This is a genomic window from Mycobacterium timonense (assembly GCF_025821985.1).
Lineage (GTDB): Bacteria > Actinomycetota > Actinomycetes > Mycobacteriales > Mycobacteriaceae > Mycobacterium > Mycobacterium avium.
Genome location: NZ_JACKSY010000008.1, coordinates 143,198 through 159,452, shown reverse-complemented (window position 1 = coordinate 159,452; position 16,255 = coordinate 143,198). Strand labels below are relative to the sequence as shown.

The 16,255-nt window shown below is 69.7% G+C and carries 17 protein-coding genes; 8 read left to right on the top strand and 9 right to left on the bottom strand.

Annotated elements, in window-relative coordinates; genetic code table 11:
• Nucleotides 1–87: 87 nt before the first annotated feature.
• Nucleotides 88–789, bottom strand: a complete 702-nt coding sequence (locus tag H7I87_RS01925) for an IclR family transcriptional regulator (RefSeq protein WP_003875015.1) — start codon at nucleotides 787–789, stop codon at nucleotides 88–90.
• A gap of 86 nt (nucleotides 790–875) precedes the next feature.
• Here H7I87_RS01925 and leuC point away from each other — a divergent pair, with 86 nt between their 5' ends.
• The 3 genes from leuC (at nucleotide 876) to H7I87_RS01910 (ending at nucleotide 3,778) form a co-directional block, all read left to right on the top strand.
• Complete coding sequence (gene leuC, locus H7I87_RS01920) at nucleotides 876–2,306, top strand: 3-isopropylmalate dehydratase large subunit (protein ID WP_023868335.1); 1,431 nt, start codon at nucleotides 876–878, stop codon at nucleotides 2,304–2,306.
• A 25-nt stretch (nucleotides 2,307–2,331) separates the two neighbouring features.
• Nucleotides 2,332–2,928, top strand: a complete 597-nt coding sequence (gene leuD / locus H7I87_RS01915; RefSeq protein WP_011725707.1) for a 3-isopropylmalate dehydratase small subunit — start codon at nucleotides 2,332–2,334, stop codon at nucleotides 2,926–2,928.
• 211 nt (nucleotides 2,929–3,139) lie between these two features.
• Nucleotides 3,140–3,778 (top strand): HU family DNA-binding protein, encoded by a 639-nt coding sequence (locus H7I87_RS01910; protein WP_009978231.1) that lies wholly within the window; start codon nucleotides 3,140–3,142, stop codon nucleotides 3,776–3,778.
• A gap of 93 nt (nucleotides 3,779–3,871) precedes the next feature.
• On the opposite strand, the gene mutT1 is transcribed toward H7I87_RS01910, so the two are convergent.
• The 3 genes from mutT1 to cofC form a co-directional block, all read right to left on the bottom strand.
• Nucleotides 3,872–4,819, bottom strand: coding sequence for an 8-oxo-(d)GTP phosphatase MutT1 (gene mutT1, locus H7I87_RS01905; protein ID WP_033717621.1), 948 nt, complete (start codon nucleotides 4,817–4,819; stop codon nucleotides 3,872–3,874).
• 84 nt (nucleotides 4,820–4,903) lie between these two features.
• The gene (locus tag H7I87_RS01900; RefSeq protein WP_023870804.1) at nucleotides 4,904–7,096 is read right to left on the bottom strand and encodes an RNA degradosome polyphosphate kinase; all 2,193 of its coding nucleotides are present in this window, start codon (nucleotides 7,094–7,096) and stop codon (nucleotides 4,904–4,906) included.
• 89 nt (nucleotides 7,097–7,185) lie between these two features.
• Complete coding sequence (cofC, locus tag H7I87_RS01895) at nucleotides 7,186–7,848, bottom strand: 2-phospho-L-lactate guanylyltransferase (RefSeq protein WP_023861068.1); 663 nt, start codon at nucleotides 7,846–7,848, stop codon at nucleotides 7,186–7,188.
• Between the two features lie 124 nt (nucleotides 7,849–7,972).
• Here cofC and H7I87_RS01890 point away from each other — a divergent pair, with 124 nt between their 5' ends.
• Both H7I87_RS01890 and H7I87_RS01885 read left to right on the top strand, forming a co-directional pair.
• Entirely contained in the window at nucleotides 7,973–9,028 is a 1,056-nt protein-coding gene (locus H7I87_RS01890) for an NAD(P)H-dependent glycerol-3-phosphate dehydrogenase (protein WP_019733496.1), read from the top strand.
• A gap of 31 nt (nucleotides 9,029–9,059) precedes the next feature.
• Entirely contained in the window at nucleotides 9,060–10,169 is a 1,110-nt protein-coding gene (locus tag H7I87_RS01885; RefSeq protein WP_011725704.1) for a D-alanine--D-alanine ligase family protein, read from the top strand.
• Here H7I87_RS01885 and H7I87_RS01880 read toward each other — a convergent pair.
• On the bottom strand, nucleotides 10,166–10,681 hold the full coding sequence (locus H7I87_RS01880) for a DUF3515 domain-containing protein (protein ID WP_224111125.1): 516 nt from the start codon (nucleotides 10,679–10,681) through the stop codon (nucleotides 10,166–10,168). The two genes, H7I87_RS01885 and H7I87_RS01880, sit on opposite strands and share 4 nt — an antisense overlap.
• Nucleotides 10,682–10,822: 141 nt before the next feature.
• Between H7I87_RS01880 and H7I87_RS01875 the strand changes: the two genes are divergently transcribed.
• Nucleotides 10,823–11,770, top strand: coding sequence for a thiamine-phosphate kinase (locus H7I87_RS01875; protein WP_011725702.1), 948 nt, complete (start codon nucleotides 10,823–10,825; stop codon nucleotides 11,768–11,770).
• 52 nt (nucleotides 11,771–11,822) lie between these two features.
• On the top strand, nucleotides 11,823–12,506 hold the full coding sequence (locus tag H7I87_RS01870; RefSeq protein WP_011725701.1) for a uracil-DNA glycosylase: 684 nt from the start codon (nucleotides 11,823–11,825) through the stop codon (nucleotides 12,504–12,506).
• Nucleotides 12,507–12,634: 128 nt separating this feature from the next.
• Here H7I87_RS01870 and H7I87_RS01865 read toward each other — a convergent pair whose 3' ends face one another.
• The 4 genes from H7I87_RS01865 to H7I87_RS01850 are packed head-to-tail and all read right to left on the bottom strand — an operon-like array spanning nucleotide 12,635 to nucleotide 15,278.
• On the bottom strand, nucleotides 12,635–13,465 hold the full coding sequence (locus tag H7I87_RS01865; protein ID WP_011725700.1) for an oxidoreductase: 831 nt from the start codon (nucleotides 13,463–13,465) through the stop codon (nucleotides 12,635–12,637).
• 2 nt (nucleotides 13,466–13,467) lie between these two features.
• Nucleotides 13,468–14,712: a DUF1214 domain-containing protein gene (locus H7I87_RS01860; RefSeq protein WP_023880986.1), complete on the bottom strand. Its 1,245-nt coding sequence runs from the start codon at nucleotides 14,710–14,712 to the stop codon at nucleotides 13,468–13,470.
• Entirely contained in the window at nucleotides 14,705–14,830 is a 126-nt protein-coding gene (locus tag H7I87_RS01855; protein WP_023880987.1) for a hypothetical protein, read from the bottom strand. The genes H7I87_RS01860 and H7I87_RS01855 overlap by 8 nt, the downstream gene beginning before the upstream one ends.
• Before the next feature lie 4 nt (nucleotides 14,831–14,834).
• Entirely contained in the window at nucleotides 14,835–15,278 is a 444-nt protein-coding gene (locus tag H7I87_RS01850) for a nuclear transport factor 2 family protein (protein ID WP_011725699.1), read from the bottom strand.
• Between the two features lie 84 nt (nucleotides 15,279–15,362).
• On the opposite strand from H7I87_RS01850, the gene H7I87_RS01845 reads away from it, so the two are divergent.
• Entirely contained in the window at nucleotides 15,363–16,253 is an 891-nt protein-coding gene (locus tag H7I87_RS01845; protein WP_011725698.1) for an SDR family NAD(P)-dependent oxidoreductase, read from the top strand.
• The last annotated feature ends 2 nt before the right edge of the window (nucleotides 16,254–16,255 follow it).

Genomic DNA, 16,255 nt, shown 5'->3' with positions numbered 1-16,255 from the left:
GTCCGCTGTGTCCCCTCGCGAGCAGACGCAAAAGCACCCGAAAGTCGTCCGAAAAGGGGACTTCTGTGTCTGCTCGCGAGAAAGGAACTAGAGGCGGCGGGTGAGCGCTTCGGCGGCGGACACCAGATCGGCGGCCCAGCGCGCTCCGGGGCGCCGGCCGATCCGGTCGATGGGGCCCGACACCGAGATGGCCGCGATGACAGCACCGCGGCTGTCGCGCACCGGCGCCGACACGCTGGCCACCCCCGGCTCGCGTTCGGCCACGCTTTGCGCCCAGCCGCGCCGCCGCACCTCGGCCAGCGTGCGCTCGGTGAATTTCGCGTTCGCCAGCACCGCCTTCTGGGTGGCGGCGTCGCTGTGGGCGAGCAACACCTTGGCGCCCGACCCCGCGGTCATCGGCAGCCGCGCCCCGACCGGAACCGTATCCCTAAGGCCCGCAGCGGGTTCCAGTGCGGCCACACACACCCGGTCGGTGCCCTCGCGCCGGTACAGCTGCACGCTCTCGCCGGTGGTCTCGCGCAACAGCGGCAGCACCGCGCTGCCGGCGGCCAGCAGCGGATCGTTGACGTGTGCCGCCAGTTCGGTGACCGCCGGGCCGAGCCGCCAGCGCCCGTCGTCGCCGCGCGCCAGCAGGCGATGCACCTCGAGCGCGGCCGCCAACCGGTAGGCGGTGGCGCGGGGCAGCTCGGTCCGCTCGCACAGTTCGGCCAACCCACAGGGTGATTGGGCGACGGTGTGCAGCACACCCACCGCTTTGTCCAGGACGCCGATGCCGCTATGCTGTCTCACAAGGAGATACTAGCGTCTCGCATTATGAGATCACCAGCCCGACGGATCGGCGAGCCGCGGACAAAGCGAATTGAGGCGAGTTCGAGATGGGAATCGACGCGGGGACGACGGCCACGCCGCGCACGCTGGCCGAAAAAGTCTGGGACGACCACGTTGTGGTGTCCGGCGGGGCCAACGAGCCGGACCTGATCTACATCGATCTGCACCTGGTGCACGAGGTCACCAGCCCGCAGGCGTTCGACGGCCTGCGGCTGGCCGGCCGGCCGGTGCGGCGGCCCGATCTGACGCTGGCCACCGAGGACCACAACGTGCCCACCGTCGACATCGACAAGCCGATCGCCGACCCGGTGTCGCGCACCCAGGTCGAGACATTGCGCCGAAATTGTGCCGAATTCGGCGTCCGGCTGTACCCGATGGGCGACGCGGAGCAGGGCATCGTGCATGTCGTCGGGCCGCAGCTGGGCCTGACCCAACCGGGAATGACGGTGGTGTGTGGGGATAGTCACACCTCGACGCACGGCGCATTCGGCGCACTGGCCATGGGAATTGGCACCTCGGAGGTCGAGCACGTGCTGGCCACCCAGACGTTGCCGCTGCGGCCGTTCAAGACGATGGCGGTCAACGTCGACGGCGAGTTGCCGGCCGGCGTGACGGCCAAGGACATCATCCTGGCGCTGATCGCCAAGATCGGCACCGGCGGCGGGCAGGGGCACGTCATCGAATACCGCGGCAGCGCCATCGAATCGCTGTCGATGGAAGGCCGGATGACCGTGTGCAACATGAGCATCGAGGCCGGTGCCCGGGCAGGGATGATCGCTCCCGACGACACCACCTACGAGTTCCTGCGGGACCGCCCGCACGCCCCCAAGGGCGCGCAATGGGATGCGGCCATGCGCTATTGGCAGCAGCTGCGCACCGATCCCGGCGCGGTGTTCGACACCGAGGTCTATCTGGATGCCGCGTCGCTGAGCCCGTTCGTGACGTGGGGCACAAACCCGGGGCAGGGTGTGCCGTTGGCCGCCGCGGTACCGGATCCCGAACTGATGACCGACGATGCCGAGCGCCAGGCCGCCGAGAAAGCGTTGGCATACATGGACCTTCGACCGGGCACGCCGATGCGCGACATCGCGGTCGACGCGGTGTTCGTCGGCTCTTGTACCAACGGTCGTATCGAGGATCTGCGGGTCGTCGCCGACGTGCTGCGCGGCCGCAAGGTCGCGCCGGGGGTGCGGATGCTCGTGGTGCCCGGCTCGATGCGGGTGCGCGCGCAGGCCGAAGCCGAAGGGCTGGGCGAGGTTTTCACCGCCGCGGGCGCCGAATGGCGGCAGGCGGGCTGCTCGATGTGTTTGGGAATGAATCCCGATCAGCTGGCGCCGGGGGAGCGGTGCGCGGCGACCTCGAACCGCAACTTCGAAGGGCGCCAGGGCAAAGGCGGCCGCACGCATTTGGTGTCTCCGGCCGTCGCCGCGGCCACGGCGGTGCGCGGCACATTGTCCGCTCCGGCCGATTTGGACTGACGTATTCGACCGTGAAGGGATGAGCATGGAAGCATTTCACACCCACACCGGCATCGGTGTGCCGCTGCGGCGCTCCAATGTCGACACCGACCAGATCATTCCGGCGGTGTATTTGAAGCGCGTAACCCGAACCGGTTTCGAGGACGGCTTGTTCGCCAGCTGGCGGTCGGATCCGTCATTCGTGCTCAACCTCAGCCCCTTTGACCGTGGCTCAGTCCTAGTCGCCGGACCGGATTTCGGGACGGGGTCGTCGCGCGAGCACGCCGTGTGGGCACTGATGGACTACGGGTTCCGGGTGGTCATCTCGTCTCGATTCGGCGACATTTTCCGGGGCAACGCCGGCAAGGCGGGTCTGCTGGCGGCCGAAGTTTCCCAGGACGGGGTGGAGCTGCTCTGGAAGCTCATCGAGCAGAGCCCCGGCTTGGAAATCACTGCCAATCTTCAAGATCGAAATATCACCGCGGGAACGACGGTGCTGCCGTTCAAGATTGACGACCACACCGCGTGGCGACTACTCGAAGGGCTCGACGATATAGCCCTTACGCTGCGGAAACTCGACAGAATCGAATCCTACGAAGCGGCGTATCCCGATTGGAAACCGCGCACTTCGCCCGTCGCGTGAACCGCTGAGCCGGGCCGAATTTCTGCTCGATGGGCTAACTAAACCGGCCCGATTTGCGACGCCCTCCACCGGTCAAGGGCGGCAACCGGATTGCGAAAACGCCGCCCGCCCCGCCGTGAAATTGCGCGTGGCTCTTGGAAATTTGCTGGGTGAGGGTTTACCGTGTCCACTAGTCGGTTCAAATCGAGGACCACTAGTGTCGGAGGGATTGATGAACAAGGCAGAGCTCATTGATGTGCTCACACAGAAATTGAACACGGACCGTCGGCAGGCGACCGCAGCGGTCGAGAATGTCGTCGACACCATTGTGCGTGCGGTACACAAGGGCGACAGCGTCACGATCACCGGGTTCGGTGTATTCGAACAGCGGCGGCGTGCCGCACGGGTGGCCCGCAACCCGCGTACCGGTGAGACGGTGAAGGTGAAGCCGACGTCCGTCCCGGCGTTCCGCCCCGGCGCTCAATTCAAAGCGGTTGTCTCTGGGGCACAGCGTCTCCCGTCCGAGGGCCCGGCCGTCAAGCGCGGCGTGGTCGGCGGCGCGGCCAAGAAGACCGCCGCCAAGAAGGCGCCCGCCAAGAAGGCTGCGGCGAAGAAGGCTCCGGCCAAGAAGGCCGCCGCCAAGAAGGCCCCGGCGAAGAAGGCTGCGGTCAAGAAGGCTCCGGCCCGCAAGGCCGCGACCAAGGCTCCGGTGCGCAAGGCCGCGACCAAGGCTCCGGCCAAGAAGGTTGCGGCGAAGAAGGCTCCGGCCAAGAAGGCCGCGACCAAGGCTCCGGCCAAGAAGGCCGCCAGCAAGGCGCCGGCTCGCAAGGCCGCGGCCAAGAAGACGACCGCGCGTCGCGGCCGCAAGTAGGCAGAGCACGTCCTAGACACGAATACCCTTCGGCCGGCAGCGGTGCCGCCCGGAGGGTATTCGTGTGCTAGCGAGCGGGAACGCCGCCGCGACTCAGGCGCGCACGTTGGCGGCCAGCGCGCCGCCGATGTGATCGGCGGCCACCAGCCGGCCGGCCGACAACGACAGCACCCAGGTGCTGCCCTTGTGATTGCGCGACTTGTCGGGCCGCACCCCGTCGCGATCACACCACCACGCGATCAGGTCCGGAATCACCTTGCCCTGCGTGCAGACAACCGGTGTGCCTGGCTCCCCGGCGATCTCGAGCATCCGGTGCCGAGCGCGCTTGGGATTCTTGGCGTACGCCTCCTCGGTGAGCGTGGTCTCGTTGTGCACCGGCACGTCGAGCTCCTCGGCCAGCGGTTGCACGGTCTGGTGGCAGCGGACCCGGTCGGCCGCGTGCACCTGCGAGGCACCGAACGCCAGCAGCTGCGGGACCAGCGCCTCGGCCTGCGCCCGGCCCCGCTTGTCCAGCGGCCGCTTGGCGTCGTCGCCGGAGAAACGAGATTTGCGCCCGGCCGTGCCGTGCCGCACCACCAGCACGGTTTGCGTGTCCGCAGGCTTTTTGTTGAAGTGCCGCAACACTTTTCGGTCTTGTGTGTAATTGAGCCGCTGCATCGCCTCGGCCACCGGCAACCAGAGCAACTGGTCGACCTCGTCGCCGGGTACGAATTCGCCGCCGGTGGCGCGCGCCGACCAGTAGTAGACCTTCTTGACGCCCTGTTCGATCGGATAGCGCACCGTGTCGAGCCTTCTGCCGAGCACGGCGCACTGGCCCGTCTCCTCACGCACTTCGCGCACCGCCGCCACCGGCGCCGTCTCGCCGGGGTCCACCTTGCCCTTGGGCAGTGACCAGTCGTCATAGCGCGGGCGATGGATGATCGCGACCTCGACGTCACCGCGGTCCGGCTCGGCGTCGCCGGGTCGCCACAGCACCGCGCCGGCGGCGTAGACCACCCGGGTTCCGGCGCGTCGAGCAGTCGACGAATTCTGGGTCGGCACCTCAACTCCTGCAGGTCAATTCGGTCAAGTCGCACGCTGGATCACGCTGCGGCCGGAAAAACAACTCCGAACTCACCCGCAGGGCTAGGGACTGCGATGCCGCTCCATCAACGATACTTGGTGATCACGCACGGTATGGCCCTCTTGCGGCGACGGGGTCCACTGCCCGTCGGGTCCCAATTCCCAGCACCGGGTGGACGGATCCAGCGCGGATTCGAACAACTCGTCCAACTGCGCGGTGAGCTTGGGATCCTTGACCTGCGCCAGCACTTCGACGCGGCGATCGAGATTGCGGTGCATCATATCGGCGCTGCCGATCCAGAATTCGTTGATGTTGCGGAAGTGGATGATCCGCGAGTGCTCCAGGAAACGTCCCAGAATCGAGCGCACGAAGATGTTTTCGGAGTAACCCTGCACGCCCGGGCGCAGCGCGCAGATGCCGCGCACCACGACCTCGACCCGCACCCCCGCCTGCGACGCCCGGTACAGGGAGTCGATCACCTGCTCGTCCACCAACGCGTTCATCTTCAACCGAATTCGGCCCTGCCCGCGTTCGCGGTGCGCGGCGATCTCGCGTTCGACGCGTTCGATGATGCCGGTGCGAATCCCGTGCGGCGCCACCAACAGATTGCGGTAGGAGACCTTACGCGAATAGCCGGTAAGCGAATTGAACAAATCGGTGAGGTCGGCGCCGATGTCCGGCGCCGCCGTCAGCAGACCGACATCCTCGTACAGGCGAGCGGTCTTGCTGTTGTAGTTGCCGGTTCCGATGTGGCAGTACCGGCGGATCGCCGAACCTTCGCGGCGCACCACCAGGCATGTCTTGCAATGCGTCTTGAGGCCGACGAGCCCGTAAACCACGTGCACGCCCGCTTGTTCGAGGGCGCGCGCCCAGCGGATGTTGGCCTGCTCGTCGAAGCGCGCCTTGATCTCGACCAGTGCCACCGCCTGCTTGCCGGCCTCGGCCGCTTCGATCAGCGCCCGAACGATCGGCGAATCACCGGAGGTGCGGTACAGCGTCTGCTTGATCGCCAGCACGTTGGGGTCGGCGGCGGCCTGCTGGATGAAGCGCTGCACGCTGGTGGAGAACGAGTCGTAGGGGTGGTGCACCAGCACGTCGCCCTCGCGCAGCGTCGCGAAGATGCTCTTGGGGGATTCGCGGTCGGCGAAGGCGGGGTGGGTGTCCGGGACGAACGCCGGATCCTTGAGCGCGGGGCGATCCAAATCGTAGATCTGCCACAGCGACGAAAGGTCGAGCAGGCCGGGCACTTCGATGACATCGCCGGGATGCACGTCGAGTTCGCGCAGCAGCAGTTCCAGCATGCCCTCGGTCATGTCGTCGGCGATCTCGAGCCGCACCGGCGGGCCGAAGCGCCGCCGCGCCAACTCCCGTTCCAGCGCCTGCAGCAGATCTTCGTCGCGGTCCTCCTCGACCTCCATGTCGGCGTTGCGGGTGATGCGGAACGCGTGGTGTTCGACGATCTCCATGCCCGGGAACAGCAGCGGCAGGAACGCCGCGATCAGTTCCTCCATCGGCAGAAACCGGACGACGCCGCGGTTTTCGACCTCGGCGCCCGCTCTCGGCGCCGCGAGTTCGACGAAGCGATCGACGTTGTTGGGCACCTTGACGCGGGCGAAGTGCTGGCCGCCGTCCTCGGTCTGGCGCACCATCACCGCCAGGTTCAGGCTCAGCCCGCTGACGAAGGGGAACGGGTGCGCGGGATCGACGGCCAGGGGCGTCAGGACGGGAAAGACCTGTTCGGTGAAATAGGTGGACAATTCGTCGCGCTCGGCCTGATCGAGATCGGCCCACGTGACGATGTGAATGCCCTCCTCGGCCAGCGCCGGGCGCACCGAGTCGAGGAACACCCGCGCGTGCCGGGTCGCGATCCGCTGGGTGTGCTCGCCGATCAGGGCGAGTTGTTTGCGCGGCGTCAACCCGTCGGCCGAGCGCACCGACAAGCCCATCTCGTCGCGCCGCTTCAGCCCGGCGACCCGCACCATGTAGAACTCGTCGAGGTTGGAGGCGAAAATGGCCAGGAACTTGGCCCGTTCCAGCAGCGGCAGCGAGTTGTCGTCGGCCAGCGCCAGCACCCGGGCGTTGAAATCCAGCCAGCTCAGTTCCCGGTTGAGATAACGGTCCTCCGGCAGGTCGGTCATCGCGGCCGGGGTCGCCGCGGGTGGCGCCCCCACGGCCGAGTCGCCCGAATGCCACAGGTTCTCGTCGGGTCGAGTCTCAGCGTCGATTTCAGTCACATTGCGATCATGGCGCATCACGAGCGGCTGCTGCTAGCGCCCGCGGGACATCCATTCGCCGTTGGGCCGCCGTTCACCGGCCGGACAGATTCGGCCGCAGTGAGCGAAAATCAATGGGCGGCGATGGCCCGGGCCGTCGCGGCCCCCACCCCGAGGCGGCGGGCGGCGGCCAGATCGGTGGGGGTGTCGACGTCACAGCGCAGGCCGGGCCAGGCGCCGGTCAGCTCGATCGCGCCCGAACTGCGGTGCCGCGCCGACGAATCGGAGCCGAACCGGGGATCGAGCCGGGTGCCGAACGCGAACAGCGCCGCGGTGCCGGTGGCCAGCCGGTCGGCGACGAAGCTGCGCCGGTGCGCACGCGCGGCGGCCACCGCCTCGGCCAGCTCCTGGGACTGCAGCGCCGGCAGATCTCCTTGCAGCGCAACGATATTGGTAAAGGAACCGCTCACCGCGCGCTCCGCGGTGGCGATGGCGTTGTTGAGCGGATCCGGATGCCGCTCCGGGGTCGGGTCGGCCAGCACGTCGGCGCCCAGCGCGGCGGCCGCCGCCGCGGCGGCCTCGTCGGGCGTGATCACGGTGATCGAACCCAGCGACGGGACCCGTGTGGCGGCGGTCAGGGTGTCGGTCAACATGGCCAGCACCACGCTTTCGCGGGTGCGCGCCGAGAACACCGGGGCCAGCCTGGTCTTGGCCGCGGCCAGCCTCTTGACCGCAATGATCAGGGCGACATCGCCCGCACCGTCGTGCCCGCCGTCGGCTCGTGTGCCGCTCATGAGATGTCATCCTGCCAGCGCCGGCGCGCAGCCGGCTTGCGTGACGCCCGGTCGGCCGCTGATCTAGGGTGTAGCGGCTGCAAGTGCCGCGTGAGCTACATCGACCACGGACAGGGGGTGGTACATGGCCGGCCCAGGGGGCGGTCCGAAGGCCGGTGCGGCCGGCGCCGTCACGGTCATGGGCGCCGGGGCGTGGGGCACCGCGCTGGCCAAGGTGCTCGTCGACGCCGGCGGCCCCGGAACAGAGGTCACGCTGTGGGCCCGCAGGCCCGAGCTCGCCGAACGGATCAACGCGACCCGATCCAACCCCGACTACCTGCCCGGGACGTCGTTGCCGCCGGGCATCCACGCCACCGCGGACGCCGGCGAGGCGCTGCGGGACGCGACGACGGTGCTGCTGGGCGTGCCGGCGCAGGCGATGCGCGCCAACCTCGAGCGCTGGGCGCCGCTGCTGCGGGACGGGGCGACCCTGGTCAGCCTGGCCAAGGGCATCGAGTTGGGCACCCTGATGCGGATGAGCCAGGTCATCGTCTCGGTGACCGGCGTCGACCCGGCTCAGGTCGCGGTGATCTCGGGACCGAACCTGGCCAGCGAGATCGCCGCGTCCCAGCCCGCCGCGACGGTGGTGGCGTGCAGCGACTCCGGCCGCGCCGTCGCCCTGCAGCGCATGCTCAACAGCGGATACTTCCGGCCCTACACCAACAGCGATGTGGTCGGCACCGAGATCGGCGGGGCGTGCAAGAACGTGATCGCGCTGGCCTGCGGGATGGCCGCCGGCGTGGGCCTCGGCGAGAACACCGCGGCGGCCATCATCACCCGGGGGCTGGCCGAGATCATGCGGCTGGGCATCGCGCTCGGCGCCAAGGGCGCGACGCTGGCCGGGCTGGCCGGGGTGGGCGACTTGGTCGCCACCTGCAGCTCGCCGCACTCCCGCAACCGTTCGCTGGGCGAGCGGCTCGGCCGCGGGGCAACCATCGGTTCGGTGCTCGCCGGCAGCCCCGACGGCGGCGACGGGCACGTCGTCGAGGGCGTGACGTCCTGCCAGTCGGTGCTGGCGCTGGCCGCCAGCTACGACGTGGAAATGCCGCTCACCGACGCGGTGCACCGGGTCTGCCACAAGGGGCTGTCCGTCGATGAGGCGATGGCGCTGTTGCTGGGCCGGCGCACCAAGCCCGAATGACCTGGCCGCCACCCGGTAGCCTGTTCAGATTGTGAATGCCAGCCAACGGGTCCGCGTCGCCGTCGTCTTCGGCGGGCGCAGCAACGAGCACGCCATCTCGTGCGTCTCGGCCGGCAGCATCCTGCGCAACCTCGACCCGCGGCGGTTCGAGGTCGTCGCGATCGGCATCACCCCGCAAGGCTCGTGGGTGCTCACCGACGGCGACCCGGCCGCGCTGGCGATCAGCGACCGGCAACTGCCCGAGGTGACGTCCGCGTCGGGGACCGAGCTGGCGCTGCCGGCGGATCCGGGGCGCAGCGGCCAACTGGTTTCCCTTCCCCCCGGCGCCAGTGAGGTGTTGGCCTCCGTCGACGTGGTGTTCCCGGTGCTGCACGGCCCGTACGGGGAGGACGGCACGATCCAGGGGCTGCTCGAACTCGCCGGGGTGCCCTACGTGGGGGCCGGCGTGTTCGCCAGCGCCGCGGGCATGGACAAGGAATTCACCAAGAAGCTGTTCGCCGCCGAGGGATTGCCGATCGGCGACTACGCGGTGCTGCGTCCGTCGCAGTCCACGCTGTCGCTGCAGGACCGCGAGCGGCTGGGCTTGCCGGTGTTCGTCAAACCCGCCCGGGGCGGCTCCTCGATCGGCGTCAGCCGGGTCTCGAGCTGGGACGAGCTGGACGCCGCCGTGGCCGCCGCCCGCGACCACGATCCCAAGGTCATCGTCGAGGCGGCCATCGCCGGCCGGGAGCTGGAGTGCGGGGTGCTCGAAATGCCCGACGGCACAGTGCAAGCCAGCACGGTCGGTGAGATCCGGGTGGCCGGGGTGCGCGGGCGTGAGGACTCGTTCTACGACTTCGCAACCAAATACCTCGACGACACAGCCGAATTGGACGTGCCCGCCAAGGTCGACGACGAAATCGCCGACGCGGTGCGCGAATTGGCGATCCGCGCATTCAAGGCCGTTGACTGCCAAGGGCTGGCCCGGGTGGACTTCTTCCTCACCGAGACCGGGCCGGTGCTCAACGAGATCAACACGATGCCGGGCTTCACCACCATCTCGATGTACCCGCGGATGTGGGCGGCCAGCGGCGTGGACTACCCGAGTCTGCTGGCCACCATGGTGGAGACGGCCCTGACCCGCGGCGTCGGGCTGCGCTAGCCGGCGGGCGGTCCGGGGTTGACCGGCGCCGCCGCGATGCGCTGCTCGATCACGTCGGAGAGCCGCTGGATGGGCGCCGGGCCCGAGCCCGACGGCAGCGTGAGCGCCACATACACCGGGCGGTCCACCGTGTACCAGGTGGATCTGCCGGCGTCCCCGGCGGATTGCGGGTCGGGACGCACCGCGAACCACTGCACCCGGTCGACGACCTGGATGGGGGATCCGGCGACGAACTCGGCCGGGCGGTCCAGGCCGCAGCGCAGCACCACCGGCTCGCTGTCCGGCCCGGTCCGCCAGGCCGCGGCGCCGGCCGGGGCCGGCTGCTCGAGCGGGGCGCGCTGATAGTCGCCGAGCCGCTGCGGCAGCGCGTCCAGCAATGCGCGGCAGGCGGCGTCCCCGGCGTGCGGCGCCGGAAAGGCCGCTACGGCAACGGGTTGCGGCGGCGCCTCGCGGGTCGCCGCGATCGCCAGGATCACCCCGATCGTCGTCACCGCCAGCGCGACCGCGACCATGATCACCGCCCGCGGGGGCCCGCCGTCGGCCTCCGATTCGGTTGCCACCGCCCGCGCACCTCCTTGTCTGTCGGGCCACTGTTACCCGGCTTCCCAGTATTGGCGGTCGGCCCGCCCGGGCGACAGCCCTATGGTGGTGGCGTGCGGGACGAATCGACGCTGCGGCAACTCGGCGAATTCGGCGTCATCGACCGGCTGGTGGCCGGGCGCCGGCAGCCGGCCGCGGTGACCCTCGGGCCCGGCGACGACGCCGCGCTGGTGACGACCGGCGACGGCCGCGTGGTGGTGTCGACCGACATGCTGGTGCAGGACCGGCATTTCCGGCTCGACTGGTCGACGCCGCACGACATCGGCCGCAAGGCGATCGCGCAGAACGCCGCGGACATCGAGGCGATGGGCGCGCGGCCCACGGCGTTCGTGGTGGGCTTCGGCGCTCCCGGCCAGACCGCGGCGGCGCAGGTGGACGCGCTAGTGGACGGCATGTGGGACGAGGCGCAGCGGGTGGGGGCCGGCATCGCCGGCGGCGATCTGGTCAGCTGCCCGCAGTGGGTCATCTCGGTCACCGCGCTCGGCGAGCTGGACGGGCGCTCCCCGGTGTGCCGCGCCGGCGCCGAACCCGGCGCGCTGATCGCCGTGGCCGGCGACCTGGGCCGATCCGCGGCGGGATTTGACCTGTGGCGCAATCAGATTGGCGGGTTCGACGAGCTGCGCCGCCGGCATGCGGTGCCGCAGCCGCCCTACGGCCAGGGTGCGGTGGCCGCGGCCGGGGGAGCGCAGGCGATGATCGACGTCTCCGACGGCCTGATCGCCGACCTGCGGCACGTCGCCGAGGCGTCCGGGGTGGGCATGGACGTGTCCACCGCGGCGCTGGCCGCCGACCGTGACGCGGTGGCGGCCGCGGCGGCCGCGGTGGGCGTCGACGCCTGGCCGTGGGTGCTGACCGGCGGTGAGGACCACGCCCTGGTGGCCTGTTTCCCCGGGCCCGCGCCGGCCGGCTGGCGCATCATCGGGCGGGTTCTCGACGGCCCGGCCCGGGTGCTGGTCGACGAGCGGGAGTGGAGCGGCCCCGCCGGCTGGCAGTCGTACTAGGGTGGCCCGGTGATCTCAAAGTGACCGATCCCGCGGCCGGCGGGGGCCGGCGATGACGGCGCGCCCGCTGAGTGAACTCGTCGAGCCCGGCTGGGCGCGTGCGTTGCAGCCGGTGGCCGAGCAGGTCGCCCGGATGGGGCAGTTTCTGCGGGCCGAGATCGCGGCCGGGCGCCGGTACCTGCCGGCCGGCCCAAACGTGTTGCGCGCGTTCACCTATCCCTTCGACGAGGTCAAGGTGCTCATCGTCGGGCAGGATCCCTATCCGACGCCGGGACACGCTGTGGGGCTGAGCTTTTCGGTGGCACCCGACGTGTCGCCGCTGCCGCGCAGCCTGGCCAACATCTTCCAGGAGTACACCGCGGACCTGGGCCACCCGCCGCCCTCGTGCGGCGACCTGACGCCCTGGGCGCAGCGCGGCGTGCTGCTGCTGAACAGGGTGCTCACCGTGCGCCCCAGCAACCCGGCGTCGCACCGGGGCAAGGGCTGGGAGCCGGTGACCGAGTGCGCCATCCGGGCGCTGACGGCGCGCCAGCAGCCCCTGGTGGCCATCCTGTGGGGCCGTGACGCCTCGACCCTGAAACCGATTCTGGCCCAAGGTAATTGCGTGGCCATCGAGTCGCCGCACCCGTCTCCGCTGTCGGCGTCGCGGGGGTTCTTCGGGTCACGGCCGTTCAGCCGGGCCAACAAGCTGCTGGCCGAGATGGGCGCCGACGAGATCGACTGGCGGCTGCCCTGACGCTCGCGGTTGGGCCGGCGCCCGTCACGCTGGCGTGACGCGCGGCCGTGGCCGTCACGCTGGCGTGACGCTGGGCCGGCGGCCGTCACGCTGGCGTGACGCTCGCGGGCCGCAGCGGCGACAGCGGCCTACGCGCCCGGGAAGTTCACGTCCTTGGTGACGGCCTCCCACTCGTCGATCGACGCCGACATCGCGGCGATCTTGTCCCGCATGGCCTTGAGCACGTCGCGTCCGAGCAGCAGCCGCAGCGGCGGCTCGTCCAGCCCGGTCACCATCAGCACCGCCTCGGCCACCTTGCGCGGGTCGCCGGGCAGGTGGTCGGCGAACTGTTTGATCAGGTCCTTGCGCGCCGCGACGTCGGTGTAGTCGGCGATCGGCGTGCCGGACTCCTTCATCGATCGGGTGGCCCAATCGGTGCGGAAGGCCCCCGGCTCGATCGCGGTCACCTTGATACCCAACGGGCGGACCTCGGCGGCGAGCGCCTCGGTGACGGCCTCCAGCGCGAACTTGGTCGACGAGTAGTAGGCGTTGGGCGGGTTGGCCACCAGGCCGGTCATCGACGAGATGTTGACGATGTGCCCGCAGCCGCGGGCGCGCATGCCCGGAAGCACCGCCTTGATCATGTCGACCGCACCGAAGTAGTTGACGTCGAACAGCTTTCGCACCTCGGCGTCCTCGCCCTCTTCCACCGCCGACAGGTAGCCGTGCCCGGCGTTGTTCACCAGCACGTCGATGCCGCCGAACGCCGCGTCGGCCGCGGCCACCGCGGCGGCGATCTGGTCGCGGTCGGTCACGTCGAGCGCGACCGGCAGCGCCAGCTCGCCGAATTCCTCGGCAAAACCCCGAACGGCGTCGGCCCGTCGTGCCGTCACCACCACGCGGTGGCCGGCTTGCAGTGCCGCACCGGCGATTTCGCGGCCGAGGCCGGTGGAGCATCCCGTGATCAGCCAGCGTGCCATCGCTAGATCGTCCCTTCGGGTAGGCGGCGCAGATAGCCGGCCCGGCGCTGCGCGAGTTCGGCGGCCCGCTGCTGCGGGCTCACCCGCGGCAGGTGCGCCACCTCGGTGTCGAGCCGGTCCAGCTTGACGACGCGGCCGCGGGCGCCGAGGTCTTCGCGGGGGCCGTGCTCGCCGAACTCGGCCATCCGCAGCGTCAGGATGGCCTCGCGCAGGCCGTCGGAGTCGATCCAGTTGGCCACGCCCGGATCGGTGGGCGCGATCACGTAGGTGTAGCTGCCGTCCTCGTTGGCCACCGACTGCGCCTTGTTGAGGCTGCCGGTGCGGTCGACGATGTCCAGGGTGGTGCCCCAGATGTTGCTCAGCGGCACCGTGAAGTATTCCGCGCCGCCATCATTCACCTCGACGACGAACGCCTCGTCCGGTGCGAGGTCGAACCGGCCCATCACGTACACCTGGTTGCGCATCGCGCCGGCCTTCTCCGCCGACCAGGCCAGATCGAAACGGTTGGCCGGCATCTTGTAGACGCCGTGGCTGAGCTTGCCGGTGAAATCGGCGAAGTAGGCCATCATCGCCGCGGTCGCCTCGGCCTGCTCGTCGAGGGTGCGCGGCGGTGTCGCCGGCGGGCCACCGAGTCGTTGCACCTCGAAGTAGTTGGGGTCGTCGCGGTCCCAGTCCAGCAGCACGTCGCGGATGTAGAACTCGTGCGCCGCAGCCGACGTCCGCACATGATTGGGGCGGCCGTTGGCGGGTTGCGCGTCCACGGTGATGGTGAAGCTGCCGTCCGGCTCGACCCGCATGGTGCGGCCGTTGAGCACGTCGATGGTGCCCATCCGGGCGTCCCACAGGGTGAAGTAGTTCTCGGTCATCCGGTGTTCGCCGACCCGCCCGTGGATCTCGTAGCGCTCCTCACCGGAGATCGGGATCACCCGGTACACGCTGTCGGGATTGTCGATGCCCCAACGTGATCCGGGAACCCGGTGGCCGTCCACGGGGTGCGCCAGCCGGGTGATGCAGCTGACCTTCGGCCGCAGCTTGTCCTGATTGGACGACCAGATCGCCGCCGAGAACATCACCTCGGCGAACGCGTCGTCGAACCGTGCGCGCATCGCGTCCGACGCGTTGGCCCGGCCCAGCCAGGTCTGCGCCACCGACCGGTAGGCGGCCCTGACGGTCGGGTGCTCGATCAAATCGAGCGCGGCCAGTTCCTGCTCGTGCTGGGAGCGGGTCGCGACCGGGTGCTCAGGCATCGGCTGCTCCTCCAATGTATTCACCAAAACGCTTGCGGTACAAGGTAAATGGCTCGTCCACCTGCTCGGGCCGCAGCCCGTAGTCGGCCAGCACGGCGTCCGGGTCGAAGGGGTCCACCTGGTCAGAACTTCAGATGGTGGCTGACGTCGCCGACCTGGTCGACGAACATGGTCCGGCTCTCGAAGCACCAGGCGCCGTCCACCCGGTGGAACGTGTCCTGGTAATGCCCGGTGACGATGACCTGCAGCGGCAGCTCGGGCGTGGCCTGGGTGACGCAGTAGTAGGAGGTGCTGCGCGCGGTGCCCCGCTCCTCGTCGATGTCGAGCTGCACGTTGGTGGTGTTGTGTTTGGTCTTCGGGGTGCCGTCCTCGTAGATGCGGGTGGCCACCTCGTACATCTGGCGCACCCGGGCCGAACCGGCGAACACCGTTTCCGGCGGGCCGTCCTGCACGCCGCAGATGCGGCCGTGTTCGAAGAGCCGGGCCACCCCGTCCAGGTCGCCGCCGTCGAGCAGCTGCGCGTAGGTGTAGATGAGGTTGGTGATCTCGGTGGCGCTGTCAGTCATGTCGAACCGCCTCGGGAGTCGTCGGCTCTTATGTTGGCAGAACCGGTCCAACTTACATAGAACCGACCATTACTCTGGTTCGCCGTGACCATACCGTGGACCCCGGACCGGCTGGGCGACCTCACCGGCAAACGCGTGATCGTGACAGGAGCCACCAACGGCGTCGGGCTGGGCACCGCCCGTGCCCTGGCCAAGGCCGGCGCCGAGGTGATCCTGGCCGTGCGCAACACCGAACTCGGGAAGCAACGCGCGGCCCAGATGGGCGGGTCGACCGCCGTGGAAAAACTCGACCTGGCCGACCTGTCGTCGGTGCGCGCCTTCGCCGACCGGATCGAGGCGCCGGTGGACATCCTGATCAACAACGCCGGCGCCCTGACCGACCGGCGCACCGAGACGGTCGACGGCTTCGAGATGACGCTGGGCACCAACCTGCTCGGGCCGTTCGCGCTGACCAACCTGCTGCTGCCCAAGGTGCGCAGCCAGATCATCAACGTCGGCTCCGACGCGCACCGCTCGGCGACGCTGCACCTCGACGACCTGCATCTGCGCCGGCACAAGTGGACCCGGCTGGGCGCCTACGCGCAGTCCAAGCTCGCGGTCATGCTGTGGGGGCTCGAGCTGGACCGCCGGCTGCGCGCGGCGGGGTCGCCGATCGTCACCCAGCTGACCCACCCGGGTTGGGTGGCGTCGAACCTGTCCAACCTGGGCGACGCGCCGCTGAAGGCGGCGGCGCACAAGGCGGTCAAAATGGTGGCCGACCGGCTGGCCAACGACATCGACGAGGGCGCGGCGCCCACCCTGTACTGCATCAGCGAGCCGATCCCGCCCGGCAGCTACGTCGGGGTCAGCGGCAGGTTCGGGCTGCGCGGCGGCCCGGTGCTGATCGGGCGCACCCCGCTGGCCTGCGATTACGACACGGCCGCGCGACTGGTGGCCTTCGCCGAGCGCGAGACCGGCACGGAACTGAGGGTCTAGGG

Excerpts from the sequence above, each read along its gene's own strand:
- H7I87_RS01860 (WP_023880986.1), bottom strand. The coding sequence starts at position 14,712 with ATGCCTGAGCACCCGGTCGCGACCCGCTCCCAGCACGAGCAGGAACTG.
- H7I87_RS01850 (WP_011725699.1), bottom strand. The coding sequence starts at position 15,278 with ATGACTGACAGCGCCACCGAGATCACCAACCTCATCTACACCTACGCG.
- H7I87_RS01880 (WP_224111125.1), bottom strand. The coding sequence starts at position 10,681 with ATGGTCGCGGTCGCGCTGGCGGTGACGACGATCGGGGTGATCCTGGCG.
- leuC (WP_023868335.1), top strand. The coding sequence starts at position 876 with ATGGGAATCGACGCGGGGACGACGGCCACGCCGCGCACGCTGGCCGAA.
- leuD (WP_011725707.1), top strand. The coding sequence starts at position 2,332 with ATGGAAGCATTTCACACCCACACCGGCATCGGTGTGCCGCTGCGGCGC.
- cofC (WP_023861068.1), bottom strand. The coding sequence starts at position 7,848 with ATGAGCGGCACACGAGCCGACGGCGGGCACGACGGTGCGGGCGATGTC.
- H7I87_RS01870 (WP_011725701.1), top strand. The coding sequence starts at position 11,823 with ATGACGGCGCGCCCGCTGAGTGAACTCGTCGAGCCCGGCTGGGCGCGT.
- H7I87_RS01865 (WP_011725700.1), bottom strand. The coding sequence starts at position 13,465 with ATGGCACGCTGGCTGATCACGGGATGCTCCACCGGCCTCGGCCGCGAA.
- H7I87_RS01910 (WP_009978231.1), top strand. The coding sequence starts at position 3,140 with ATGAACAAGGCAGAGCTCATTGATGTGCTCACACAGAAATTGAACACG.
- H7I87_RS01890 (WP_019733496.1), top strand. The coding sequence starts at position 7,973 with ATGGCCGGCCCAGGGGGCGGTCCGAAGGCCGGTGCGGCCGGCGCCGTC.